The organism is Pedobacter jeongneungensis (genome assembly GCF_000633455.1).
Taxonomy (GTDB): Bacteria; Bacteroidota; Bacteroidia; order Sphingobacteriales; family Sphingobacteriaceae; genus Pedobacter; species Pedobacter jeongneungensis_A.
In genome coordinates this window covers 1-25,376 of the sequence record NZ_AYMG01000005.1, presented here as the reverse complement: position 1 = coordinate 25,376, position 25,376 = coordinate 1, and the positions used below count along the sequence as shown (strand labels likewise).

Below are 25,376 nucleotides of genomic sequence, written 5' to 3'. Positions count from 1 at the left end.
AATGAACAACAACATAACAGGTATCAACCTGATCGAAATAGGTTATACTGAAGGAAAAACAGTAGGCATGGCTTTAGATATCCTGAAAGAAAATTTTGCGGATATTGAAGAAAAAGAATTACTGACCTTATTTAAAAAAGTAAAAGATTATCCGGAAAGTTTTTTGGATGACGAGGTATTAAATATACTGGCAACAGCTGTGATTGAGGCAGCCAATCCAAAATCAAACGGGACCATTGAACTAATTAATAATGCTAAAGATTATTCCATTTTTGGCGCAGATTATATAGAAGAAGGCGCCAGAAACCAAATGGATGTCGCCATGAAATTACCAGTTTCAGTTGCGGGTGCACTAATGCCCGATGCACACCAAGGTTATGGCTTGCCGATCGGTGGAGTATTGGCCACCAGAAATGCCATTATTCCATACGGCGTTGGTGTAGATATCGGTTGCAGAATGGCTTTAAGTATTTTCGATATCCCTGAAAAACATTATTTCGGTAAAGATGCGATGTACAAACGTGAACTGATTGCTTTTACGAAATTTGGCGCAGGTCAAAATTTTAAGGGTAATGAAAAAGCAGACCATGATGTTTTAGAAGATGAGGCCTTTAACTCCACTCCTTTTCTTAAAAACTTACACGGAAAGGCCTGGGCGCAATTGGGTACTTCGGGTGGTGGTAACCACTTTGTAGAATGGGGAATTATCGATTTTGCCGAGCGCGATGAGATCTTGAATATTGATAGAGGCCGTTATGTGGCTTTGCTAACTCATTCAGGTTCCCGTGGCTTTGGAGCAACCATTGCAGGTCACTACACCAAATTGGCCAAAGATATCTGTAAACTTCCTAAAGAAGCTGCAAACCTGGCTTACCTGGATTTAAACACCGCCGAAGGACAAGAATATTGGATAGCCATGAATTTAGCCGGAGATTATGCTTCGGCCTGTCATGAAGTGATTCATAAAAGATTGACCAAAGCCATTGGTGCTAAAGTTTTGGCCAAAGTAGAAAATCACCATAATTTTGCCTGGAAAGAAATGCTTGATGGTGAAGAAGTAATTGTGCACCGAAAAGGTGCTACGCCTGCAGGTAAAGGCGTGATGGGGATTATTCCGGGAAGTATGACCGCACCAGGATTTTTGGTTAGGGGAAAAGGAGAAACGAGTGCAATTAACTCTGCATCACATGGTGCGGGTAGACAAATGAGCCGGACAAAAGCGATTCAATCGATTACGAAATCGGATATGAAAGCCATTTTAAAAGACCATAATGTTACCCTGATCGGTGCAGGTTTAGATGAAGCGCCAATGGCCTATAAAGACATTAACAAAGTGATGGCAGCACAAACTGAACTGGTTGATGTGGTGGCTAAATTTGAGCCAAAAATGGTGAGAATGGCGGATGATGGAAGCAGGGAGGACTAATTGGGAGTTGGGAGTGTAGAGTCTTTAGTTCAAAGTCTTTAGTCTTCAGTCTATAGAAAATTCGTCATCTCGACTGAAGCATAGCGAAATGGAGAGATCTACACCAGATTTCTCGACTGCGTTGCACCCGATAGCTATCGGGTCCGCTCGAAATGACGATCTAACTAAAAAAACCTCTTCAAAACTAATTGAAGAGGTTTTCTTATCTATTTATAATTTTATTTCAACTTACTCAAAGCGGTTTTAATTCTCGGCAACATGTCTTTAATATCCTGTAAAGTACAAGCACCTACTGACGCCCTGAACCATGGCATGCTATCTTCATTTCCAAAAGCTGAGAATGGCACTAATGCTGCACCTGCTTCTTTGATCAGATAGAAATTTACATCTGCACTGTCTTTTAAAACCTGACCGTCTTCGGTAGTCTTTCCGATGTAATCGATTTTAATGGTTAAATAAATAGCGCCCATTGGCTCCACTGCATCAACATTAAAACCTTCTGCTTTTAGCTCGTTAAAACCATTATAAAGCGCATTCAAACTATCCTGAATCTGCGCTTTAAAGCTGGTTAAGAAAGTATCAACCTGTACTTTATCGTTAAAATAATTAGACATCGCAACCTGCTCCGCTTTTGGTGCCCAGGCGCCCATGTGGCCAACCAGTGCCTTCATTCTATTGATAATATCTTCCGGGCCAAAGCCCCATCCTACACGCACACCTGTTGCAGCCAAACATTTAGAGCTACCATCAACAAAAACGGTAAATAGTCTCATTGCCGGGCGTAAAGAAACCGGATTTACATGCTCTTTACCAAAAGTTAAAAGCGAATAAATCTGATCGTACATCATGTACAATGGTTTTTCATCTGCGCCGCGGGAAGCATTTTCTTCTAAAACCGCATCACAGATTTCAGCCAGTGAATCTGCATCAAACATGGTTCCGGTTGGATTTAATGGTGAACATAAAGCCAATAAAGTTGCACCTTTTAAATGCGGTTTTAACTGTGCAGCTGTTGGCATAAAATTATGCTCAGCATCAGTTTCTACGGCAATGGTTTTAGCCGAAGTTAAGTGTGAATAGTGGTTATTATTCCATGATGGAGCAGGGAAAACCACAATATCTCCCGGATCAATCAAAGCCAGATAGGTAGCGTAAATTAACGGGCGCGAACCTCCAGAAACTAAAATACTATTGGTATTATATTCTAACCCGAACCTATCTTTCAATAGTTCTGAAACGGTTTCGCGTAATGGCAAAACACCATCAGCTGGTGGGTAATTGGTTTGATTGGCATTGTACGCATCAACAATTCCCGCTTTTAATTCGGTTGGAATTGGGTAAATATTTGCATCAAAATCGCCGATGGTTAAATTAGCAATTGAAGCACCTTTACGCTTCATTTCGTTAACTTCGTTACCAATTTTTATAATTTCTGAGCCAATTAATGAACTGGCCAATACTGAAACTTTCATCTGTTTATATTTTTTTCTATGGTGATGAGGCTATCATGATTTGGCCATTATTTTCTTGTGGAAAATCATGATGGTTCATACTTATATATTGAATAATGTTGTTAGCAGATTTATAATGCTTTAATTATTTTTTGAAGTTCCTTTTTATCAATGCTACTCTCTTCTGATTTATCGTAAAGGGTTAACATATTGATAATGGTTCCATCAAGAGTATTTGAAACTAAATAGGTTATTATTCTAAATCCGCCGCTTTTGCCTTTTCCCTTACTTTTAACAGCCAATCTGATTTTATAAAGACCCGCCCCTAAATCATTTCCCTGCTCAGGATTTTCTAAAAGTTTTTCTTCTAGTTCGTAGAGATCGTCTACTAAAGAAAGATATTTCTTTTTGTAAGTTTTAGCTTTTTTGATGAAAACGGCGGAATAAATAACCACATTAGCCATTAAATATCTTTTAAACCTAAAGGTTTCCGTTTTCCTTGCTGCATCTCCTTAATTTCCTTGAGGGCTTGTGCAATTTCAAAAGTAATCTGACTTGTTGGTTCTGCTTTAACTTTAGCACCAATTTTGCTCAAGAATTCTTTTACGATTCCAGCATCTTTATCCTTAATTTCTATTGTTAAAGTTGTCATAATTACAAAATTAGCAAAATTTATTTAACTAAATCTTCAATTGCTTTATTCACTTTTCCGAAACCAAATTGAGACAAAACATCCTGCATTGCTGCAGTAATCTGCTCATTACAAAGGTTGCCAATGCTTCCTTCGTGTGTATGATGTATCTGGCCAGAAGGTGCAAAAGTACCATTTTCTATTTGTTCGCCAACAATTTTATATGCCTCTCTAAATGGAACACCTTGTAAAGCCAAATCGTTCACTACTTCAACGCTAAACAGGTAATCATATTTTTTATCTTTCAAAATATCATCTTTAATGGTGATGTTCTGAAACATGAAAGTAGCTATTTCCAAACATTCGTTTAAAGAAGTAATTGCTGGAAAAAGATTTTCTTTTAGCAACTGTAAATCACGGTGATAACCTGACGGTAAATTGGTAATCATCATCGCTATTTCATTTGGTAAAGCCTGGATTTTATTGCAACGAGAACGGATCAATTCGAAAACATCCGGATTTTTCTTGTGCGGCATAATACTCGAACCTGTTGTCAGTTCTGCAGGAAAACTGATGAATCCGAAATTCTGATTGATGAACAAACAAACATCCATCGCCATTTTAGCCAGCGTTGCTGCTACAGCACTCATGGCCTGAGCCAAAATCCTTTCGGTTTTACCACGGCCCATCTGCGCATAAACTACATTGTAGTTTAAGCTTTCAAATCCTAATAATTCAGTGGTTAAAGTTCTGTTTAAGGGGAACGAAGAGCCATAACCCGCAGCAGAACCCAGTGGGTTTTTATTGGTGATTTTCCAGGCGGCCAGCATCAGTTCCATATCATCGGCAAGGCTTTCGGCATAGGCACCAAACCACAAACCGAAAGATGATGGCATAGCTATCTGTAAATGCGTATAACCCGGCACTAATTTATCTTTATGGGTATTGCTTAGCTCGATCAATTGGTTAAACAAAGTTGAAGTTTGGTTAACCATGTCTTCAATACAAGCCCTGAAGAATAATTTTAAATCAACCAAAACTTGATCATTACGCGAACGGCCACTATGAATCTTTTTACCCGCCTCACCAATACGTTGGGTAAGCAACCATTCTACCTGCGAGTGTACATCTTCTACAGTATCTTCGATGGTAAAATTACCAGCTTCAATTTCGGCATAAATATTTTTCAATTCTTGCTGAACGGTTTTCAATTCCTCAGCCGTTAGTAAATTAATTGTTTCTAACATTTGAGTATGAGCCAAAGAGCCCAAAACATCAAATTTTGCCACTTGGAGGTCCAATTCGCGATCTTTCCCTACAGTAAAGCTTTCTACAAACTGATTAACATCTATATTTTTTTGCCAGATCTTCATATATCATCTTCGTCATTGCGAGGCACGAAGCAATCCTTTTTATCTTTTAAATTCAATCATATCACATTCGCAGACTACATCAGCATTAAGATTGCTTCGTACCTCGCAATGATGGATTTATTCTATATAATTTATTGTAATTCCAAACAAGAGAATTCATCTTGTTTTATAAAATCATTTATTAATTCTCTTTTTTTTGTATTAAAGTTTCTGCAATTCCACTTGTTGTATTGTTACCGAACCGAAGCCAAATAATTTTAGGAGGATGACCATACAGATTTGAAAATTCATAGAAATCATCGTCGAAAGTTACAATCACGTAGCCATTTTGACCATCAAAAGCCCCGATTTCCTTGTCCGATCTGTTTTCTAACTTTAACCGGCGTATTTGGTCACAAGCTGAAAAATCGGCTTCTAAAAGTTTTGTGATCCTATGAGAGATGTTTTGATCGAACAATAGTTTCACTAAGCAACTCTTACATTATGTTCCATATCTGCCGAATAAGCAAAACAGGCCAATACTTCTTCTTCTTTTATTTCTGGGAAATCATCTAAAATGTTACTAATGGTCATTCCGTTTGACAGCCAACTTAAAACATCATAAACAGCAATTCTAGTACCTTTAATACACGGTCTAACAAAGCGTTTATTCGAGTTAATCTCTATGAAATTAGAATAAGTTTTCATAACGTAAAGATAAACAATATTATAAGAATTTCGATTCAACCGCAAAGGGTTTTAAACCATATAAGAAATATAAGAACATTTTAGTCAGGCATCTGAACCTTCTGCCTTATACCCTAAACCTTTCGCCTTTTTTAACCTTCAATAACCGGTTTTAACATATTTACATATCCTTCAACACCTTCTGCAACCTCACGAACATATAAAAACTCATCGGCCATGTGCGAGCGGCCAGAAAAGCCCGGTCCACATTTTACTGATGGAATATCCAACAAAGCCTGATCGGATGTAGTTGGCGAACCGTAAGTAGTTCTTCCTAATGCAACCCCAGCCTGAACTACCGGATGGTTTTTATCAATTGATGATGGTTTTAGTCGGATAGAACGTGGCGTAACATCACAGTCAACATTTGCCCTGATGATCTCTAACACTTCTTCATTGGTATAAGCATCGGTTACGCGCACATCAACAGTAAAAGTACAGTTTGCAGGTACAACATTATGCTGCGAACCTGCATTGATAATGGTCACCGTCATTTTTAAAGGACCAAAAACCTCAGATACTTTAGGAAACTGATAGTTTCTAAACCACTCAATATCTTTTAGTGCTTTGTAAATGGCATTTTCGCCTTCTTCACGTGCTGCATGACCAGCTTTGCCATGAGATACGCAATCTAATACCAATAAACCGCGCTCGGCAATGGCCAAATTCATTTCGGTTGGTTCTCCTACAATCCCGAATTCCAATTCACCTAAATCTGGAAGAACCAGTTCCAAACCATTATTGCCCGAAATTTCTTCTTCGGCAGTAGCGGCCAAACAGATGTTATACTTCAAATTTTCCTGTTCGTAGTAATACAAAAATGCACCGATTAACGAAACCAGACAACCACCTGCATCATTACTGCCCAAACCGAATAATTTGTCGCCTTCAATAGCAGCATCATAAGGATCGCGGGTATAACCAGAATTTGGCTTTACCGTATCATGATGTGAGTTTAATAACAATGTTCGTTTATTTGCATCGAAATGCTTGTTGTAAGCCCAAACATTGTTCATTTTACGCTGGATCTTAACTCCTCTCTCCTCCAAAAACTGCGCAATTAAATTCGCTGTCCGGTCTTCTTCTTTACTGAAAGACTGGATGCGGATCAACTGTCGCAACAAATCCAGACTTTCTTTTTGTATATTTTCTAGTAACATAGTATCAAGTAGTTGGTATCAAGTATCAAGACATTGAGTCTAAACATACTGTCTTTTAACTTTCAACCCCTTTAAATATCGGCCAGGTACACCTTCCATTTTACCTTAGCCATTTTACATTAAGCCTTAGCTCTCTTTAGTATACAAATTCCCCGCTTTTAAAGCCGAAAGTTTAATCCCTTTTATCAATGATGAACTAAAACCGTTGTGTTCCATTTCGTTTAAACCAGCAATGGTACAACCTTTCGGCGAAGTTACTTTATCTATTTCTGATTCTGGGTGTGTACCGTGTAATAAAAGTAAATCTGCCGCACCTTTTGCCGTTTGAACAGCCATTTTTAGCGCTTCATCAGCATGGAAACCAATTTCTACCCCGCCCTGCGATGCTGCCCTGATTGCCCTTAAAAAGAATGCAATACCACAAGCGCAAAGTGCTGTTGCCGATGTCATTAAATCTTCATTTATTTTTACTACAGAACCAACTGTTTCAAACATTTTGGTCACATTTGCAATATTTTCTGCTGATGCGTTATCGCTGGCCATACAGGTCATTGATTGTCCGATGGCAATTGCCGTATTTGGCATTACGCGGATGACTTCAACATCATCGCCTAATTTTTCCCTCACCGCAGCGCAGCTTACACCCGAAATTACCGAAATAACCAAATGTTTAGCTGGAACAACTGACGCTTGAATTTCATCCAAAACTGTATTTAATTGTTGCGGCAAAACAGCTAAAATTACAACATCAGCGTCTACAACGGCTTGTTTATTGTTGTTAATTACTTTAAAACCTGCCTCGGCATAAGATTTTAAGTGGTCAATATTTCTACGGGTTAACGTAATGTCGGCAGCTTGGGCAAAGTTGGCTTTTACCAAACCTTTTGCTAAAGATAAACCGATATTTCCGCTACCAATGATGGCTATTTTTTTTGACATGATTACTAATTTTTCCTGCGGGTTGATTGCACAGATAATTTGATTACACAGATTTATATTTTCCTTCGGTTTTTGAAAAGCAATTTCAGTAATTTTATTGATGTTTCAGTCCTGCTATTCATTACAAGTCCCGATGAAAAATCGGGAGCTTTCCATTACTATCAGGTTTAGTTTGCAAAAGCAGTGGTTAATCGGTTTCTTTTCCTTCTAAATGCCTATAAAATTTACATTCAGAAAGCTAGCACAATAAAGAATTACAAACGCAACTTAGTGCCTTTGTGTCCTGGTGGTTAATTTTTTTAAGCGATGAGTTTATGCACCTCGCCAAAAACCTTACACCCTCAGCCTTCCTACCTTCAACCTCTTTTCCCTCTACCTTTATTTCAGCATTTTGGTCCCAAAAGTACCATCAGCAAGATCAGCAAGTTCATCTGCTTTACCGATATATACCGCTGAAACTCCTTTTTTAATCGCTTCAAAAGCGTTGTGTAATTTAGGGATCATTCCGCCTTGTACCGTTCCATCGGCTTTTAAACCTTCAAACTCATCAGCTTTAATTTCCCGAACTACTGAAGCATCATCATTTACATCTTTAAGTACACCCTTTTTTTCAAAGCAATATACCAAACGTGTTTCATATAAGTTTGACATAGCCACCGCAACAGAGGAAGCAATAGTGTCAGCATTGGTATTTAAAAGTTGTGTATTACCATCGTGTGTAATGGCACATAAAACGGGAACTAATCCAGCCTTTAACAGGCTATCTAAAGTTGAAGAAGAAACAGAATTTTCATCCAAGTCACCAACAAAACCATAATCAATTACAGCTCCAGCCATAGGACCAGCTTCCGGCCCATAAGTTTTAGTGCTAACCGGTCGTTTTTTTGCTTTGATCACATTCCCATCAGCACCACTTAACCCAATGGCATTGCTACCTTTAGCTTGTAGTTGGGCAACCATGTTTTTATTAATTAGTCCGGCGTAAACCATCGTTACAATCCGCAATGTTTCGATATCGGTGATTCTTCTCCCCTCAACCATTTTGGCTTCAATACCTAACGATTCGCCTAATTCGGTTGCAATTTTACCACCACCATGAACCAGAATTTTATCTCCGGGCAAAGCCGTAAAATCCAACAAAAACTGATGCAGATTTTCTGAATTATCGATTACGTTTCCGCCGATTTTTATGATAGTGAGTTGTTTCATAATCTATTTTAATAATTAACCACAGATGCGCACAGATAAACACAGATTAGTAAGACAAAAAGTATCTGTGTTCATCCTTTTTATCTGTGGTTATTTTTTTGCCCTGGTTCGTGAGGACACGAACCGAGGCGTATGATTTACAATTCTTCCAACATCGCTTTAATCACTGCCTGTGCAGCCCATAAACGGTTGCCAGCTTCATGGATGACTAATGAGTTTGGTCCATCTAAAATTTCAGATGATAATTCCAGATCACGGCGAACTGGTAAACAGTGCATTACTTTGGCATCATTGGTAAATTTCAACTTTTCGTTATTCATCATCCAACCATCCGGGTAAGTTAATACTTTACCGTATTCTTTATAACTGCTCCAGTTTTTCACATACACATAATCCGCTCCGGCCAAAGCTTCCTCTAAATTATATTGAATATCGGCATTTGGTGTAAAATCTTCCGAAAGCTCATAACCTTCTGGCTGTGCGATGGTAAAATCGATCATTCCTTCTTCCTGAGCTTTACACATCCACTCGGCAAAAGAATTAGGCACAGCTTGAGGCAAAGCCTTAACATGTGGCGCCCAAGCTAAAACTACTTTCGGTTTGCGTCCGTCAGGTTTTTTCGTCCACGTTTCGTGGATGGTAATAATATCAGCAAAACTTTGCAATGGGTGGCGTGTTGCACTCTCTAAACTCACTACAGGCACAGCACAGTATTTTACGAATTTATTGAAGAAATCTTCACTATAATCCTCTTCGCGGTTGTTCAATTTTGGAAAGGAACGTAAACCCAGGATATCGCAATATTGTCCCATTACAGCTGCCGCTTCACGGATATGCTCAACGGTTGTGCCATTCATCACCACACCATCCTGTGTTTCCAAAGCCCAGCCTTCTTTGTCCATGTTCATCACCATTACATTCATACCCAAATTTAAGGCTGCTTTCTGCGTACTTAAGCGGGTACGTAAACTTGGGTTCATAAAAACCAGACCCAGGGTTTTATTCTTACCTAAATCCTGGTGTGCATAAGGATCTGCTTTTAACGCGAGTGCGTCATTTACAAATTGTTTGATGCTTGGAACATCGTGTACGGAAGTGAAAAGTTTCATATTAAGGTATAAGGTTTAAGGTGTAGGGTTTAAGGTTTTTCCTTTCCACCTGCTCTTAAAAATTTCAAAAATGAAATTAGCATTGCTCTAACTTCATTAATAGCTTGGTTAACTTTTAAATATTCTTCTACGCTTATATACTTTAATTCAGAAGCGCATAAACAACAATAATCAATTTCATTGGTTGAGCCCAACGCTGTATCTAAAAAATGGGCAAAATCTTTATCAGTAAATCTTCCACACCCTTCAACAATATTTAAAGGTATAGATAGCGATGCTCTAGTTAATTGAGACGTTAATTCAAACCTTTCTTCTTTTGGAAATCTAATTGCAATATCTTTCTTGATGAACATATTCAATTCATGAGCTTTTTTCCAAACGTCAAGCTTTTTATAGTCTCTCATAACCTTAAACCTTATGCCCTATACCTTTTACCACTTTTTCAAAAGCTGCTAAAAACTCATCAGCATGTGCTTTTGTTAAATTTAAGGCAGGCAACAAACGGATTACATTCGGTTTTGCTTCGCCGGTAAAAATATGGTGTGTAAATAATAATTCTTTTTTAACATGTGCCAATTCGGCTGGCAGTTCGATACCGATCATTAATCCACGACCTCGAACTTCTACCACTTGCTCGAATTTTTTCAATTCTTCGATTAGGTAATTACCCACCTCTTCAGCATTTTTGATAAGGTTATCTTTTTCCATTACTTCTAAAACTGCTAAAGCTGCAGCGCAGGCCAAATGGTTACCGCCAAAAGTTGTACCCAGCTCTCCATGCCAAGGTTTAAATTTAGGCGCGATAGAGATCCCGGCAACAGGAAATCCGTTACCCATTCCTTTTGCCATGGTATACACATCCGCTTCAACACCCGAATAATCGTGCGAATAAAACGTACCCGTTCTACCATAACCACACTGTACGCTATCAGCAATATATACCGAATTATATCCGTCACAAAGTGAACGGATTTTTTGAAGGAAGCTTTTAGAAGCTTCTTTAATACCCCCAACACCTTGAATGCCTTCGATAATTACCGCAGAAATATCATTTCCCTGTGCTTTGAAAGTTTCTTCTAAAGCCACTTCATTATTGAAAGGTAAAAAGATTACATTTTCGGTTTGATTAACGGGTGCTACAATTTTAGGATTGTCGGTTACCGCAACCGCTAAAGAGGTACGTCCATGGAAAGCGCCAGTAAATGAAATTACCTTTTTTCTTCCGTTGTAAAACGAAGCCAGTTTTAAAGCATTTTCGTTTGCTTCGGCTCCAGAATTACATAAAAAGAGCTGAAAATCTTTTTTACCGGAAACCTCGCCCAGTTTTTCAGCAAGCTGAACCTGTAAAGGAATTTTAACCGAATTGGAGTAAAAACCGACTTTATTTAACTGATCGGTTAAGCGGTTTACATAATGTGGATTAGTATGACCAATTGAAATTACAGCATGACCGCCATATAAATCTAAATATTTTTGCTCATTGGCATCCCAAACATTGCTGCCTGATGCTTTTGTTATTTCTATATCGTTAAGTGGGTAAACGTCGAATAAGTTCATCTTTTGAGGTTTTTGTCATTCTGAAGAATGAAGAATCTGTTTCATCGTTTACAGATGCTTCGTACCTCAGCATGACAGGTTATTAAAAATTAGCGGCTTTTAAACGTAAGCCAGCAGTTTCCTCCAGGCCGAACATTAAGTTCATATTCTGAACCGCCTGTCCGCTGGCGCCTTTTAACAGGTTATCGATAATGCTGATGATAAATAATTTGCCACCATGCTTTTCTACATGAACCAGGGCTTTATTGGTATTTACCACCTGCTTTAAATCGATGTTTTTCCGGCTTACATGCGTAAAAGGATGCGCATTGTAATATTCTTCGTAAAGGTTTTGTGCCTCTTCCAAAGTTAAATCGGTTTCTAAATACATAGCAGCCAAAATACCCCTGGTAAATGCACCACGTTGTGGGATAAAATTCAAAGCATCAGAAAGTGACGGCTGCAATTGCAACAAACTCTCACTGATCTCGTTCAGGTGTTGGTGTTCAAATGCCTTATAAATGGACAGATTATTATTTCTCCAGCTGAAATGCGAAGTAGTTGACAAACTCTGTCCAGCCCCTGTTGAGCCAGTAGTTGCATTGATGTGAACTTCCTTCTGAATCAAGCCTTTTGCAGCCAATGGCAATAATCCCAATTGAATACAAGTGGCAAAACAACCTGGATTGGCAATATTTTTGGCTGATTTAATTTTATCGCGGTTTAATTCCGGCAGTCCATAAACAAATTCACGGTTTTCGAATTTAGCTTTTTCGTGCAACCTGAAATCCTGAGATAAATCAATGATTTTAATGTTTTCGTTGATCGGGTTAGCGGCTAAAAACTTTTTTGCATCGCCATGACCAACACAAAGAAAAAGTACATCAATATCCTGTGGAATATCGCTTACAAACTTTAAATCTGTATCACCGATCAAATCAGTATGTACGTCAGAAATCAGATTTCCGGCATTACTGGTACTATTTACAAAAGCAATTTCAACATTGGGGTGGTTAACCAAGATGCGTAACATTTCGCCTCCTGTATAACCTGCACCACCGATTATTCCTGCTTTAATTTTATTCATCTCTATGAGTTTAGTGCTATTTTATAAAGAAAAAATTCTTCGTCATTGCCTTGTTTTTCAAAGCCTATAGTTTCGTACAGGTGCTGCGCGGTATAATTATCTACCGCGGTTTCCAATTGTACGAATGTAGATCCGTTGGCTTTAGCAAAATCCATCGCAGTTTTAATCAATTTTTCACCGATGCCTTGCTTGCGATAAGTTTCATCGACATATAAATCATTCAAAATCCAGTTTTTACTTAATCTTACCGAAGAGTATTTAGGGTATAACTGCGTAAAACCAACTGGTTGTTCTGTATCTGCATCAATGGCTAAAAATATGATAGATTCGTTATGCAACAAACGTTCATCGATGAAAGCTTTAGCCATTCCGATATCCGAAAACTGGTTATAAAATATACGATATTGGTTAAACAGGCCAGCTACAAGATGGGCTTCTGTTAATCCTATTTGTTTTATCGTTATATTATTCACAATCAGTTCTATCGTTTTGGGTTGATGGATAGGAGAAAAGTATAAACTCTAAATCATCAACGCCATTGTTCATAATTTTATGCTTGTCGCCCGCTTTAATCTGCAAACCTTTATTGGCATCAACTGTAAATGTTCCACCCTCAATTAAAAATGTTGCCTGCCCTTTCAATATGAAGAAAAATTGTTCTGCATAAGTATGAAAATGTAATTTCTCAGCAGTTTGAGCCGGCATTAATTCTTGTTTAATTACTGCTTCAGTTTTGCTTACAAAATTCCATCCATCACAGTTATCGCCCCATTTATAGTGACTTAAACAATTTTCTTTTGAAAGGATTTCGCTCATTTTTTGGTATCGGATAGTTAGTATCAAGTATTTAGAATCGAGTATCAAGAGAAGATATAAACTTCTATTTTACCTCTTCCATCGTACATCTTTAAAACTAGGCTTCCTCACCATTCACCTTGTGCCAGATCATTACCTGGTTACCGAATATTTTAGAGAAACCTTTAACATCTTCTCCGCTCCAGGCGTTGTTCATTTCGCCGTAGCTACCAAATTTATTACTCATTAAATCATGGTTCGATTCAATTCCGATAATCTGGAAACGATAAGGCAACAGCTCAACAAATACTTTACCACTCACAAATTTTTGTGTATCGGCCAAAAATGCTTCAATATTCCGCATAATCGGATCGTGGAACTGCCCTTCATGCAACCAGTTGCCATAGAAAGATGATAATTGTTCTTTCCAGCTCAGCTGCCATTTGGTTAAAGTATGTTTTTCTAAAGTATGATGTGCTTTAATGATGATTATTGGTCCGGCGGCTTCAAAACCTACACGGCCTTTAATACCGATAATGGTGTCGCCCACGTGAATATCTCTGCCAATGCCAAAAGGTTGCGCAATAGCCTGTAATTTCTGGATTGCCCTAACAGGCGCTAATTTTTCACCATCAATGGCAACCAACTCACCTTTTTCGAAAGTTAATTCTACTTTACGCGATTCAGTTTCGGTAACCTGTGTTGGCCAGGCGCTTTCTGGTAAAGTTTCGTGAGAAGTTAAAGTTTCTTTTCCTCCTACCGAAGTTCCCCATAAACCTTTATTAATCGAATACCTTGCTTTTTCGGCGCCATATTCAACACCATGCTGTGCTAAATATTCTATTTCAGCTTCGCGTGATAATTTTAAATCCCTGATCGGCGTAATAATCTCCACTCCCGGGATCAGGATATTGAAGATCATATCAAAACGTACCTGATCGTTACCAGCTCCGGTACTACCGTGCGCTACATAATCGGCTCCGATTTTTTTTACATAATTGGCAATGGCAGTTGCCTGACTTACACGTTCTGCACTAACCGATAATGGGTAAGTAGCATTTTTTAATACGTTGCCAAAAACCAGGTATTTAATACAACCTTCGTAATAACTTTCCGTTTCATCGACCACAGCATGCGATTTTACGCCCAAAGCATAAGCTCTTTTCTCAATTTCCTGCAACTCTTCGTCAGAGAAACCACCGGTATTTACAATTACCGAGTGTACTTCCAATCCGCGGTCCTGTGCAAGGTAAATACAACAAAATGAGGTATCTAAGCCTCCGCTAAATGCTAAAACAACTTTTTTCATGCTACTTAAATAAAAAGGTAAATAAAAATAAAAGGGCTTTTAAGCCAGTTTTTGGCTTCGGTTTAACAACTAAACGCTGTTTGATGCGCATAAAGCGCTCGTATAATTTGGGTTTTTTCTGCAATTCTTCGGCAAACCTTTTGGCTGCATCGTGTTTTTGTGTAGCCGGATCATAAAGCATAGCGGTGCACATGCAGTTTTTACGTTCCTTCATCTTCAATATCTCGAAGTTTACACAGCTTTGGCAACCTTTCCAGAATTCTTCATCCTGGGTAAGTTCAGAATAAGTAACCGGTTCGTAACCCAAATCAGAATTGATCTTCATTACAGCTAAACCAGTTGTTAAACCAAAAATCTTTGCCTTTGGATACAAAGTTCGCGAAAGTTCGAAAACCTTTTCTTTAATGGCGTGTGCTAAACCTGCTTTTCTGAATTCAGGAGATACAATTAAACCGGAGTTGGCCACAAACTGTCCGTGGCTCCAGGTTTCGATATAGCAAAAACCAGCCCATGAGCCATCCTTGTGGAAAGCAATTACAGCTTTGCCTTCGGCCATTTTGCCTGCAACATATTCTGGAGAACGTTTTGCGATACCAGTACCGCGTGCTTTAGCAGATTCGGCCATCTCGGTTACAATTTGTTCTGCAAATACACGATGTTCAGGAAGTGCAACCTGCACTATAAATTCGTTAATATCCATTCGTTTTCTAACGAAAAATTATAAGTATTCTTGTTAATTGGGTTTTTAGAGAGGATCAATTCCTCGTTACGTTTAGTTTAGGTACTAAATACGTGGAGTGAAATTTTGCCGGCTTGTGGGGTAATAAAATACGGGTTGAAAATGATTAATAAACAAACCTTTCCCAGACACCATTTGTGCTGTAGAAACAGAAAGTTTATGTAAAAATTGTTTAATCATTTCTTGCGTATTAAAACGGCTTTAACTCTATTGAGGTGCAAAGGTTTAAATAAAAATCGAGTTACACAATAATATCATGATTTTTTTATGTTAAGCTTTTGTTTTTTTAAACTAATCTGACTTAATTAATGCTTAAGAGAACATACTCCCTTTAAGAATTCTTCCATTAATAATCAATTTCATCATTAAAGCCTCATCAATATTAACATTGTTAAAAATAAACTTCAAACTTTAACATCTGCTTAACATCATTTAACAAACTAAAATGCCGATTAAACACAATATTTGTATCGCTGTAGCGAATGCTACCAAGCTTTCGTTTTATTGATGTTTCTTATAATATTAAATCAAATTTTAAAACACTATGAAGAATTATACTCCATTTTATTTCAAATCCCTTATTTTACTTGTCCTGGTTGCTTTTACGACATTTACTTCTTGCAAAAAGACAGAAACTGCCGATCCGACTATAGCTTATATCAGAGTGGTTAATACTTCACCTTCTTTGGCCACTTATAATGCTTACTTTAACAGCACCCAGGTTAATACAGCCGCTTTACCTTTTGGCGGTGCTGCTTCTTATACTTCTTACGCAGCAGGATCATACAGCTTAAAATTTACTACCGCGAGCAGTACCGCTAGTTTAATAACCAAAACGGTTGCATTAAGTGCCAGCACTTATTATTCTGCTTATTTAATCAATAAACCTGCAGCACTGGATATTTATACCATTGGTGATGACCTTTCTGTTCCGTCTGCAGATAAAGCTTATATCCGTTTCATCAATTTATCGCCTGATGCAGCTGCATTTGACCTAATTAAAACCAGCGCCACCACTGCTTTATTTACCAATAAGACTTTTAAAAATGCAAGCGGTTTTGTTACGGTAGATGCAGGAACTTATTCACTTGATGCAAAAGAAACTTCATCGGGTACGGTTAAGGCTACAACAGGCAGCACCACTTTTACGGCCGGTTATCATTACGATGTAATACTGGGTGGTTTGGTAACACCTGCAAATGATACGGAACGCGCTTTGAACTTACAGGCTATCCAGATTAAATAAGCGCATTAAAAATCTTTTAAAGGCCTTACCCTAAAGTAAGGCCTTTTTGTTGTCCAAATCCATTCAATTTCAAATAGAGATATAGATTTCAGCTACTGAATTCAGAAATCGCCCCCTAACGGAGGCGATTTTTTTTGTTATAGGAAAATTTAACATTTTTATTATTTAGAATAATTCAAAATAATTTGGATAATAACATTTTCTCCCGTTATTTTGCAGCTCTTTAGAATTAATCCAAATAAATCTTATCATGTTTAAAATCAAACTTTTCAGTTTAACTTTTCTTTTAACTTTCCTCAGCTTACTCTCCTTTGCCCAGCAGTTTTCTACCATCAATGGTACTGTAACCACATCAGACGGGAAACCAGCGGCCTATATCTCTGTAGGATTAAAAGGTAAAGGTTTAGGAAACGTAACCAACGATAAAGGTTTTTTCGAAATTCAACGTGTTAAACCGGGCTCATACATTTTAAGGGTTTCGGCAGTTGGTATACAATCAGTAGAAAAACCAGTGGTGATTACTGTTGGCGAAAACAAAACGGTTGATTTCGTAATCAGCCAAAATTCAAACCAGCTAAGTGAGGTCAATATTAATAAGGGCAAAGCCAATAAATACGGTGCTCAAAAGAGTGATTATGTGTCTAAAATGCCAATTACCAATTTAGAAAACCCTCAGGTTTATACCACTATAACAAAAGAAACATTTAACGATCAACTGCTTTTTTCAGTTGACGATGCAACACGTAATGCAGTAGGTATCCAAAAAATGTGGGAATCAACCGGACGTGGCGGAGATGGTGGCGCATATTATGCATCAAGGGGCTTTATTGTTCAATCGAAACTTAGAAACGGAATTGCAGGTAATGTAACCAGCCGTAATGATGCGGCAAACATTGAAAGCGTTGAAGTAATTAAAGGTCCATCTGCTACCCTATTTGGTAGTACCTTAACTTCTTACGGAGGTTTAATTAACCGCATCACTAAAAAACCTTTCGAAGGTTTGGGCGGAGAGGTAACCTATTCAGCTGGTAGCTACGATTTAAACAGGGTAAGTACCGATTTCAATTTCCCGGTTGATAAGGCCAACCACATTTATGCACGTATAAATGCTTCTTATAATTACAAAGGCTCTTTCCAGCAAAATGTATTCGACAGGGGTTTCTTTGTTGCACCGAGTTTAGCTTATAAAGTAAATGATAAGTTGGATTTTACTTTTGATGCGGAAATTGCCAATGGAAAAAATACATTGAAACCTTTTGTTTTCTTCTATTTCCCGGTAAAAGACCTGGGTTTTGACAGGGCTGATCAATCTGGAATCCCTTATGATAAATCCTTCACCGGTGATGCGATGAAACAAAAATACAACAGTACAAATTTCTTTGGTCAGGCAAATTATAAATTTAACGAAAACTGGTCATCACATACCAGCTTTTCATCTAGTTATAGTTTTTCTAACGGTCGTGGTACTTATTTGTTTCTGGTTCCAGACAATAGCCCATTATTGGGTAGTTTATATAATCCAAGCGCTGGCCCTGGTTCAACATATATATCAAGGGCAGATCAGTCAACCGATAATAGCAAACTTTACAACTACGAAATACAACAGAACTTTAATGGTACATTTCACTTAGGTTCAATTAAAAACAGGGTTGTTTTGGGCTTGGATTATTTACGTCAAAATTCTGATCAATTTTTTTATTCGATTGATTCGTTTGACGTAACTAATAAAAACGGGACTGGTGCCAACTATAACAACTTTACCGAAACTAATTTGGCTGCATTTTATGCTTCACATCCTTATTCTAAGTACCTATCAAACTACAAATCTAATACTTACAGCGCTTATGCATCAGATGTAATTAATTTAACAGATAGATTAATTGCTTTAGCTGCCATAAGGGTAGATCGTTTTGATAACAAAGGTAATTCGGATCGTGCGGGTTCTGCACCAGTTGGCGCTTATAAGCAAACGGCCTTCTCTCCAAAATTCGGTCTGGTATTTCAACCGATCAAAGATCAGTTGTCGTTATTTGCCAATTACCAAAACGGTTTTAACAATGTTAACGGTATAGATTATAAAGGTGATGCATTTAAGCCAGAGCAGGCTAATCAGATTGAAGGTGGTGTTAAAAGCAACCTGTTTAATGGTAAACTAACCGGATCGGTATCTTACTATTATATCAAAGTGAAAGACATGGTTAGGGGTTACAACGGAGATCCATCAAACCCAAATGCACAGATTCAGGATGGCAACAAAATCAGTAAAGGTATTGAAGCAGAAATTGTAGCCAATCCTGTTAACGGTTTAAACATTATTGCTGGTTTTGCTTATAACGATAACCACTTGCAAAATGCTTCTGCAGATGTTGAAGGAAGACGTGATGCTTATTCGGCTTCGCCTTACTCGGCAAACTTATGGATCAGTTACAAATTTGCTGCAGGTTCGTTAAGAGGTTTTGGTTTAGGTGCCGGTGGTAACTACGCCAGCGATAACAGAATTGTAAATAACTTAATCATCACGCCAACGTCTACCACTGAAAATGTATTTATCCTACCAGCTTACAAAGTGTTCAATGCATCAGTATTTTATGATCATCCAAAATTCAGGATCGGGGCGAAAGTAGACAACTTTACCAACCAAAAATACTGGACAGGTTACAGCACCATGAACCCACAGGATTTGAGAACTTTTACAGGTAGTGTTACTTACAAATTTTAATAAAAATCCCTATCAATATTAAAATGAATCAAATTAAAACCATTGGTTTAACGTTCTTACTCTCTCTTTTTAGTTTATTTTCTTTTGCACAACAATTTGGAACGATAAAAGGTAAAGTATCTACCTCTAATGGAAAACCTGCAGCTTTTATCTCGATCGGACTAAAAGGAAAAGGTTTGGGAACTACGTCTGATGAAAATGGTTTATATACCATCAACAGGGTTAAGGCTGGCAGTTATACCATTAAAGCATCGGCTGTGGGGATTGATCCATCAGAAAAAAGTATCACCATTACTGCCGGTCAAACCCTTGTGGTAGATTTTACATTGAAAGAAAACGACCAGGTACTGGAAGAAGTTACTGTGGCAGGTAAAAACAGCCGTTATAAAATCAGTCTTCCTTCGGCTTCGTTAAGGTTGAATGAGCCATTGTTGGAAGCGCCTCAAAATATACAGACCGTTAGCGATCAGGTAATCAAAGATCAGCAGATCATCAGCATGAGCGATGGCCTGATCAGAAATGTAAGTGGTGCTGTACGTTTGGAACACTGGGGTGATATGTACACTAACATTACCATGCGCGGTTCGCAGATTCAGGCCATGCGCAACGGTTTTAATGTAGTATCATCTTACTGGGGGCCACTAACCGAAGACATGAGCATTGTAGACCATATCGAGTTTGTGAAAGGACCCGCGGGTTTTATGCTGGGCAATGGCGATCCGAGCGGCATGTACAATGTGGTAACCAAAAAGCCTACGGGATTTAACAAAGGCGAAGTTTCTTTTACCCTGGGAAGTTATGATCTTTACAGAACAACTGTTGATTTCGACCGTAAACTTACTGCCGATGGCAAATTATTGTTCCGCTTAAATGCCGCAATGCAAAGCAAAGGCTCTTTTAGGCCTTATGAAAAGAATGACAGGTACACCTTTGCTCCGGTATTGAGTTACCAGATATCAGACCGCACCAAATTCACTGCTGAATATACCTTGCAGAATGCAAAAATGACTGAAGTAGGTTCGTATTACATTTTTTCGCCTGCAGGTTATGCCACTTATCCAAGGGAGTTAACCATGACCCAGCCCGGGCTTCCACCAACCAGAATGAACGATCATAGCTTATTCTTAAACTTACAGCATAATTTTAGCGATAACTGGAAATTAACGGCACAGGCGGCATATTTTAAATACCTGCAAAATGGATACAGTTCATGGCCATCGGCTGTAAATGCAAATGGTACTTTAATCAGAAATGTAGGGATCTGGGATGCAGAGAGCAGCATGAAACTGGCCCAGTTATTCATCAATGGCCAGGCCAAAACTTTCGGCATTAACCACCGCATTTTAGCCGGTTTTGATGGAGGAAAGAAAAACTATATGGCAGATTGGGGTCAATCGCACGATCTGGATCTTCCAACTTCTCCTTTCAACCCTAATAATCCTGATTATAGCTTCCCAACCAATGGATTTCCAGACTTCGACCGCGCCACGCCACTAGAGCAGAGGGCTGTTGCAGCCGGAGGTTTAATGGATTCTAAATACCTGAGCGGTTATATCCAGGATGAACTTGGCTTTTTTAATAACATTGTGCGTTTAACATTGGCTGGTCGTTATACTTACGTAAGTCAGTCGGCATGGGGCGGCGCACCAGATAAGGCGAAACACATTACCCCAAGGGTTGGCTTAAGCGTATCGGTTGATAAAAGCATGTCAGTTTACGCAGTTTACGATGAAGCTTTTACCCCTCAATCGGGTTTATTGCGCAGCGGTGCCACACCGAAACCCATTACCGGAAACAACAAGGAAATTGGCATTAAAAAAGACTGGTTTGGCGGCCGTTGGAATACTACCCTATCGGCTTACAGAATAACCAAACAGAACGAACTGACCACAGATCCAAATAATGCATTTATTCAGGATCCGAATTTCCCTAACGACCCTACAAAACAGATAAAAGAAAACTTTAGTGTTGTTCTGGGCGAAAAAAGAGCACAGGGTATCGAATTCGATTTAAGGGGTAAAATTGTGGAAGGTTTAACCCTGATTGCCAATTACGCCTATACCGACGCCAAAGTAACCAAAGTAACACCTGGTGTAACAGGTATAAATGTTGGCGATATTATCCCAGGTTTTGCTAAACACGTATCAAATGCCTGGTTAACCTATACGCTGCAGAACGGCGCACTTAAAGGTTCTGGTATTTCGGCAGGTTTTACCCACCTGGCCGGACGTGCAACCGACACCTGGAGTGTTGGTTTACAGAAACTGCCTAATTATTTTAAACTGGATGGGGGCATATTTTATGAGCAGCCGAAGTTTAAAGTAACAGCCAACGCATTTAACATTTTAGATAAGTACCTGTTTAGCGGATCGTATTACCAATACTTAAACGCCTACTATTACCAGGCAGAAGCGCCAAGAAACTATAGATTAAGCATTGCTTATAAATTTTAATTAACCCCATCAGGAGCAACTGGATCAGATCAGCTGCTCCTGATTAAAAACCGAAAACATGAAAACTAAAATCTCATTATTAGCATTATTCCTTGTCTTTAGCATCTCGAATGTATTTTCACATGCTTTATGGATAGAAACATCGGCAACAGGCAAAAAAGGACAGCCACAGGATGTAAAAGTATTTTTTGGAGAATATGAAAGCAACGAGCCAGATACCGCAGCAAAATGGTTCAGCAACCTGAAAGATTTCAAATTGGTTTTAACTGCACCTAATGGCACTACCAAAGTTTTAACAACTTCGCCGGATGTACTTTTTTACAAAGCCAGTTTTACACCAGATCAGGACGGAACTTATAAAATTTCTGTGGTACATGAGGTAGCTGCAGTTTACGAGAAAGCAAAAATCGAATATTATGCATTTGCCGATGTTGCTGTTGGTAACTTAAAAATAAACAAGACTTTTCCTACCGGTGCGGCTTTAACCATCAGACCAGATAAACACACTTTAAAAGTTGGCGAAACGGCAATTCATGAGGTTATTTATAATAAAACACCTTTCGCAAACCAAAAATTAACAGTTGTTGGTCCTGATAAAAAAGGCCAGCCCACCGAAACTGATGCACAGGGTAAATTTACCTTCAAACCAGCTACAAAAGGAAATTACTTTCTTGAAGCCTTTACCGAAGATAAAACACCAGGCAAATTAAACGGACAGGATTACGAAAAAACCTGGCATCTGGTAACTTACACTACCGAAGTTAAATAACCGGATTAACTCAAAATTTTCAACCAATTGGCCGCAAAAAACGGTTAATTGGTTCTTTTATTAAATAAAGCTTAATGTCGCCAACAAAACCTTTACAGAAAAAAACAAAGAAATCCCAGATAAGAAGAATCAGCGATTGGCTGCACCTGTGGCTAGGCATAGCATCAGGTCTTGTAGTTTTTCATTTGGGCATTACCGGCTGTATTTTTACCTTTCAGAAAGAAATCACAGAGTTTATCCATCGAAAAGAGTTTTTTGTTGAAGTACCGGCGAATAAAAAAACAATTCCTCTGAGCATATTAAAAGCAAATGCCGAAAAAGCTTTGGGCGGAAAGAAAAAAGTTACATTCATGTCGAGTTATGCCCAGGCCGATCGCGCCTGGGAGTTTGGCACTTATAAGCCTGGCAATCCTAAAGCATTCTGGTATTTCGATTCGATAGATTATTACGATCTCGTACTCATCAACCCATATACGGGCAAGGTAACCCTGGTATCCGATTATAAATACGAATTCTTCGGCATTATTAAAATGCTGCACTGGAGTTTTCTTATTAACCACCCCATCGGGCAGCAGATTATCGGCTGGAGCACCATCATTTTTGTTTTTCTGTTAATCTCTGGTATGGTGATGTGGTGGCCTAAAAACCTCAAAAAATCAAACTTTGATAAAAGTTTCAAAATCAAATGGAAGGCCAAGTTTAAACGCATCAATTACGATATGCACAATGTACTGGGTTTTTATGTGATGATCATTTGCCTGATGCTGGCTTTAACCGGATTGGTTTGGGCATTTCAATGGTTTCAGACAACTGTTTACGTTGTTGCATCAGGTAGTGTTACCCCGCCAAAAGAAGTAACCGCCAAATCAGATTCGACCAAAACGATTACAGCCGTTCCTTTTGATGTAGCCTTCGAAACCGCGCAAAAGACGTTTAAAAATGCAGACCGTATCGGGATGTCGCCAGCCGGTGGAGGCACGGCTCCTATTTATGCAACTGGCTACAAAGGAGAAGAAACCTATTGGAATTTCGATGTATTGCTATTCGATCAGTATACGGGTAAATTATTGGCACGTAAAAACCAAAGCGACAAAAATGCAGGTGAAGCGCTTATCGGCATGAATTACGATATCCACGTTGGCGCTATTTTGGGGCTACCAGGTAAAATTATGGCATTTTTTGCAAGCCTTATTGCAGCAAGTTTACCCATTACCGGCTTTATCATCTGGTGGGGCAAAAAGAAAAAGAAGAAAAATCCCGCAGCGGCGGAAAATTAACCACAACCTAATTAATAATAAAAATGAAGTTTTTGAACGTAATTTTAGTGTTAACCAGTTTAATCACCCTTAATACTAGCGCACAAACAAAAGTAGATTCTCCGGAAGAAAAATTGGAAAAAGATAGAAAGGCCATTAAATCTTTAGCGGGTTTCTACGAAGTGAATTTCAATTATGGCGAAGTGAATGCACCCGATCCAAATTACAAATTCAGTAAACCTTACGAAAGCCATGGTAACGAATGGGCCGAAATTATTGTTGATGAGCCTAAACGAATCGTAATTCAGCACATGCTGGCCATTAATGATACTACGGTAATTAAACACTGGCGCCAGGACTGGACTTATGAAGATACCGACATTATGCTTTATACCGAAGCTAATGCATGGAAAAAAGGAAATTTAACTCCTGCTGATGTGAAAGGCAAATGGACGCAGAAAGTTTATCAGGTAGATGATAGTCCACGTTACCAGGGTTATGGCACCTGGAGCCACGTTGGCGGTCATGACGCCTGGCAGAGCGAAACCGATTCACCCTTACCAAGAAGAGAATCGACCGTGCGTAAAGATTACAATGTATTAAACCGTGGCAGCAGGATTACCATTACCAAAGATGGCTGGATGTTTGAACAGGACAATAAAAAAATTGTGCGCTCGGCCAGTGGCGATAAATTGCTGGCAGTTGAAAAAGGTTATGAGGAATTTACCAAAATAGATCCTAAAACCTTTGCCAATGCGCAAAAATGGTGGGCCGGCCAAAAATCTTACTGGGCTGATGTTCGTGGCGTTTGGGCCGATATTATCGGATCTCAAAACACCTTTAAAGTACAAACCATGGCAAACGGTAAATTGCTTTACGAAACACTTTTTAGCTTAGGTGATCAGTCTATCAAAGAAAAATGGACGGCAGCACAGAACAAAGAAAAAATAAAAACGGCTTTACAGCCTTACCTGGTAAAGTAAAAAAAGATTAATTTATACGTAATGGTTGATGATTAATGGCAAGAGCTGTTAAACATCAACCATTTTTTTATTAGTTATAAATTCTATCCGCATTTGTCAATTTGAGTTTCCAGAAAAGTCCTATCTTGTGGATACAAAATACTGATAAAGCTACAAATCTGTCATCAACTCTCCGATGTATTTGAAAAATTCTAACCTGTACCATTGACCGATTTTAATAGAAAAGATCGTCCTTTAGATTTGTTTTGATCTTTTATTTAAGGAGTACAAATATTTATTTTGCTTAAATTATTAATCAGATTACCTAAAGCGGTAGCGGCACATTAAAATTTCGTCAAGGTTTTTATGCCTAAGAGATGATGCAATCCGCTACCGTTTTTTCCCTTAGTGACCAGATAACAATTAGGGTATTCCCCATTATTAAGGACTAGGATCGATAGGGTAAAATTTAGGTAACTAT

At 38.6% G+C, this 25,376-nt stretch carries 24 protein-coding genes; 7 read left to right on the top strand and 17 right to left on the bottom strand.

Translation table 11 applies throughout. From position 1 onward, the window contains the following. Window position 1 precedes the first annotated feature (1 nt). Entirely contained in the window at window positions 2-1,426 is a 1,425-nt protein-coding gene (locus U859_RS0104805) for an RtcB family protein (RefSeq protein WP_025142289.1), read from the top strand. A gap of 218 nt (window positions 1,427-1,644) precedes the next feature. Here the strand turns inward: U859_RS0104805 and U859_RS0104800 are convergent, their stop codons facing one another. From U859_RS0104800 to U859_RS0104720, 17 genes are all read right to left on the bottom strand, one after another. Then, a complete protein-coding gene (locus tag U859_RS0104800) occupies window positions 1,645-2,898 on the bottom strand; it encodes a pyridoxal phosphate-dependent aminotransferase (protein ID WP_025142288.1) in 1,254 nt (417 codons plus the stop codon). A gap of 110 nt (window positions 2,899-3,008) precedes the next feature. Continuing rightward, window positions 3,009-3,341: a type II toxin-antitoxin system RelE/ParE family toxin gene (locus U859_RS0104795; RefSeq protein ID WP_025142287.1), complete on the bottom strand. Its 333-nt coding sequence runs from the start codon at window positions 3,339-3,341 to the stop codon at window positions 3,009-3,011. Next, on the bottom strand, window positions 3,341-3,529 hold the full coding sequence (locus U859_RS0104790) for a hypothetical protein (RefSeq protein ID WP_025142286.1): 189 nt from the start codon (window positions 3,527-3,529) through the stop codon (window positions 3,341-3,343). Before U859_RS0104790 ends, U859_RS0104795 begins: the two co-directional genes overlap by 1 nt. 20 nt (window positions 3,530-3,549) lie before the next feature. Beyond that, window positions 3,550-4,881: an argininosuccinate lyase gene (argH, locus tag U859_RS0104785; RefSeq protein ID WP_025142285.1), complete on the bottom strand. Its 1,332-nt coding sequence runs from the start codon at window positions 4,879-4,881 to the stop codon at window positions 3,550-3,552. Window positions 4,882-5,062: 181 nt separating this feature from the next. Next, window positions 5,063-5,347: a DUF5615 family PIN-like protein gene (locus tag U859_RS32630; protein WP_051584651.1), complete on the bottom strand. Its 285-nt coding sequence runs from the start codon at window positions 5,345-5,347 to the stop codon at window positions 5,063-5,065. Further along, on the bottom strand, window positions 5,347-5,568 hold the full coding sequence (locus U859_RS0104775; protein WP_025142284.1) for a DUF433 domain-containing protein: 222 nt from the start codon (window positions 5,566-5,568) through the stop codon (window positions 5,347-5,349). Before U859_RS0104775 ends, U859_RS32630 begins: the two co-directional genes overlap by 1 nt. Window positions 5,569-5,699: 131 nt before the next feature. Next, window positions 5,700-6,767 (bottom strand): M20 family metallo-hydrolase, encoded by a 1,068-nt coding sequence (locus tag U859_RS0104770; protein WP_025142283.1) that lies wholly within the window; start codon window positions 6,765-6,767, stop codon window positions 5,700-5,702. A 126-nt stretch (window positions 6,768-6,893) separates the two neighbouring features. Continuing rightward, entirely contained in the window at window positions 6,894-7,706 is an 813-nt protein-coding gene (gene proC, locus U859_RS0104765; RefSeq protein ID WP_025142282.1) for a pyrroline-5-carboxylate reductase, read from the bottom strand. A gap of 378 nt (window positions 7,707-8,084) precedes the next feature. Beyond that, window positions 8,085-8,915 (bottom strand): acetylglutamate kinase, encoded by an 831-nt coding sequence (argB, locus tag U859_RS0104760; RefSeq protein WP_025142281.1) that lies wholly within the window; start codon window positions 8,913-8,915, stop codon window positions 8,085-8,087. Between the two features lie 137 nt (window positions 8,916-9,052). Then, complete coding sequence (locus U859_RS0104755) at window positions 9,053-10,024, bottom strand: acetylornithine carbamoyltransferase (RefSeq protein ID WP_025142280.1); 972 nt, start codon at window positions 10,022-10,024, stop codon at window positions 9,053-9,055. A gap of 29 nt (window positions 10,025-10,053) precedes the next feature. After that, entirely contained in the window at window positions 10,054-10,428 is a 375-nt protein-coding gene (locus U859_RS0104750; protein WP_025142279.1) for a four helix bundle protein, read from the bottom strand. A gap of 4 nt (window positions 10,429-10,432) precedes the next feature. Then, window positions 10,433-11,581 carry an aspartate aminotransferase family protein gene (locus U859_RS0104745; RefSeq protein WP_025142278.1) on the bottom strand — a complete coding sequence of 383 codons (1,149 nt, stop codon included), beginning with the start codon at window positions 11,579-11,581 and terminating at the stop codon, window positions 10,433-10,435. An 82-nt stretch (window positions 11,582-11,663) separates the two neighbouring features. After that, a complete protein-coding gene (gene argC / locus U859_RS0104740; protein WP_025142277.1) occupies window positions 11,664-12,647 on the bottom strand; it encodes an N-acetyl-gamma-glutamyl-phosphate reductase in 984 nt (327 codons plus the stop codon). Between the two features lie 2 nt (window positions 12,648-12,649). Continuing rightward, window positions 12,650-13,120: a GNAT family N-acetyltransferase gene (locus tag U859_RS0104735; RefSeq protein WP_029985464.1), complete on the bottom strand. Its 471-nt coding sequence runs from the start codon at window positions 13,118-13,120 to the stop codon at window positions 12,650-12,652. Further along, complete coding sequence (locus U859_RS0104730; RefSeq protein WP_029985463.1) at window positions 13,113-13,463, bottom strand: cupin domain-containing protein; 351 nt, start codon at window positions 13,461-13,463, stop codon at window positions 13,113-13,115. Before U859_RS0104730 ends, U859_RS0104735 begins: the two co-directional genes overlap by 8 nt. Window positions 13,464-13,560: 97 nt before the next feature. Further along, on the bottom strand, window positions 13,561-14,751 hold the full coding sequence (gene argG, locus U859_RS0104725; protein ID WP_025142274.1) for an argininosuccinate synthase: 1,191 nt from the start codon (window positions 14,749-14,751) through the stop codon (window positions 13,561-13,563). A gap of 1 nt (window position 14,752) precedes the next feature. After that, the gene (locus U859_RS0104720) at window positions 14,753-15,451 is read right to left on the bottom strand and encodes an N-acetyltransferase (protein WP_025142273.1); all 699 of its coding nucleotides are present in this window, start codon (window positions 15,449-15,451) and stop codon (window positions 14,753-14,755) included. 583 nt (window positions 15,452-16,034) lie between these two features. Between U859_RS0104720 and U859_RS0104715 the strand changes: the two genes are divergently transcribed. The 6 genes from U859_RS0104715 (at window position 16,035) to U859_RS0104690 (ending at window position 24,916) form a co-directional block, all read left to right on the top strand. Beyond that, the gene (locus tag U859_RS0104715) at window positions 16,035-16,736 is read left to right on the top strand and encodes a DUF4397 domain-containing protein (RefSeq protein ID WP_025142272.1); all 702 of its coding nucleotides are present in this window, start codon (window positions 16,035-16,037) and stop codon (window positions 16,734-16,736) included. Window positions 16,737-16,986: 250 nt separating this feature from the next. Next, window positions 16,987-19,455, top strand: coding sequence for a TonB-dependent receptor (locus U859_RS0104710; protein ID WP_025142271.1), 2,469 nt, complete (start codon window positions 16,987-16,989; stop codon window positions 19,453-19,455). Between the two features lie 23 nt (window positions 19,456-19,478). Continuing rightward, window positions 19,479-21,908 carry a TonB-dependent receptor gene (locus U859_RS0104705; protein ID WP_025142270.1) on the top strand — a complete coding sequence of 810 codons (2,430 nt, stop codon included), beginning with the start codon at window positions 19,479-19,481 and terminating at the stop codon, window positions 21,906-21,908. Between the two features lie 58 nt (window positions 21,909-21,966). Beyond that, complete coding sequence (locus tag U859_RS30905; protein WP_025142269.1) at window positions 21,967-22,677, top strand: DUF4198 domain-containing protein; 711 nt, start codon at window positions 21,967-21,969, stop codon at window positions 22,675-22,677. A gap of 74 nt (window positions 22,678-22,751) precedes the next feature. Next, window positions 22,752-23,954: a PepSY-associated TM helix domain-containing protein gene (locus tag U859_RS0104695; RefSeq protein WP_025142268.1), complete on the top strand. Its 1,203-nt coding sequence runs from the start codon at window positions 22,752-22,754 to the stop codon at window positions 23,952-23,954. 32 nt (window positions 23,955-23,986) lie between these two features. Beyond that, window positions 23,987-24,916, top strand: a complete 930-nt coding sequence (locus U859_RS0104690; RefSeq protein WP_162799857.1) for a DUF6607 family protein — start codon at window positions 23,987-23,989, stop codon at window positions 24,914-24,916. Window positions 24,917-25,376: the final 460 nt, after the last annotated feature.

Excerpts from the sequence above, each read along its gene's own strand:
- U859_RS0104805 (WP_025142289.1), top strand. The coding sequence starts at position 2 with ATGAACAACAACATAACAGGTATCAACCTGATCGAAATAGGTTATACT.
- U859_RS0104800 (WP_025142288.1), bottom strand. The coding sequence starts at position 2,898 with ATGAAAGTTTCAGTATTGGCCAGTTCATTAATTGGCTCAGAAATTATA.
- U859_RS0104795 (WP_025142287.1), bottom strand. The coding sequence starts at position 3,341 with ATGGCTAATGTGGTTATTTATTCCGCCGTTTTCATCAAAAAAGCTAAA.
- U859_RS0104790 (WP_025142286.1), bottom strand. The coding sequence starts at position 3,529 with ATGACAACTTTAACAATAGAAATTAAGGATAAAGATGCTGGAATCGTA.
- argH (WP_025142285.1), bottom strand. The coding sequence starts at position 4,881 with ATGAAGATCTGGCAAAAAAATATAGATGTTAATCAGTTTGTAGAAAGC.
- U859_RS0104775 (WP_025142284.1), bottom strand. The coding sequence starts at position 5,568 with ATGAAAACTTATTCTAATTTCATAGAGATTAACTCGAATAAACGCTTT.
- U859_RS0104770 (WP_025142283.1), bottom strand. The coding sequence starts at position 6,767 with ATGTTACTAGAAAATATACAAAAAGAAAGTCTGGATTTGTTGCGACAG.
- proC (WP_025142282.1), bottom strand. The coding sequence starts at position 7,706 with ATGTCAAAAAAAATAGCCATCATTGGTAGCGGAAATATCGGTTTATCT.
- argB (WP_025142281.1), bottom strand. The coding sequence starts at position 8,915 with ATGAAACAACTCACTATCATAAAAATCGGCGGAAACGTAATCGATAAT.
- U859_RS0104755 (WP_025142280.1), bottom strand. The coding sequence starts at position 10,024 with ATGAAACTTTTCACTTCCGTACACGATGTTCCAAGCATCAAACAATTT.
- U859_RS0104750 (WP_025142279.1), bottom strand. The coding sequence starts at position 10,428 with ATGAGAGACTATAAAAAGCTTGACGTTTGGAAAAAAGCTCATGAATTG.
- U859_RS0104745 (WP_025142278.1), bottom strand. The coding sequence starts at position 11,581 with ATGAACTTATTCGACGTTTACCCACTTAACGATATAGAAATAACAAAA.
- argC (WP_025142277.1), bottom strand. The coding sequence starts at position 12,647 with ATGAATAAAATTAAAGCAGGAATAATCGGTGGTGCAGGTTATACAGGA.
- U859_RS0104730 (WP_029985463.1), bottom strand. The coding sequence starts at position 13,463 with ATGAGCGAAATCCTTTCAAAAGAAAATTGTTTAAGTCACTATAAATGG.
- argG (WP_025142274.1), bottom strand. The coding sequence starts at position 14,751 with ATGAAAAAAGTTGTTTTAGCATTTAGCGGAGGCTTAGATACCTCATTT.
- U859_RS0104720 (WP_025142273.1), bottom strand. The coding sequence starts at position 15,451 with ATGGATATTAACGAATTTATAGTGCAGGTTGCACTTCCTGAACATCGT.
- U859_RS0104715 (WP_025142272.1), top strand. The coding sequence starts at position 16,035 with ATGAAGAATTATACTCCATTTTATTTCAAATCCCTTATTTTACTTGTC.
- U859_RS0104710 (WP_025142271.1), top strand. The coding sequence starts at position 16,987 with ATGTTTAAAATCAAACTTTTCAGTTTAACTTTTCTTTTAACTTTCCTC.
- U859_RS0104705 (WP_025142270.1), top strand. The coding sequence starts at position 19,479 with ATGAATCAAATTAAAACCATTGGTTTAACGTTCTTACTCTCTCTTTTT.
- U859_RS30905 (WP_025142269.1), top strand. The coding sequence starts at position 21,967 with ATGAAAACTAAAATCTCATTATTAGCATTATTCCTTGTCTTTAGCATC.
- U859_RS0104695 (WP_025142268.1), top strand. The coding sequence starts at position 22,752 with ATGTCGCCAACAAAACCTTTACAGAAAAAAACAAAGAAATCCCAGATA.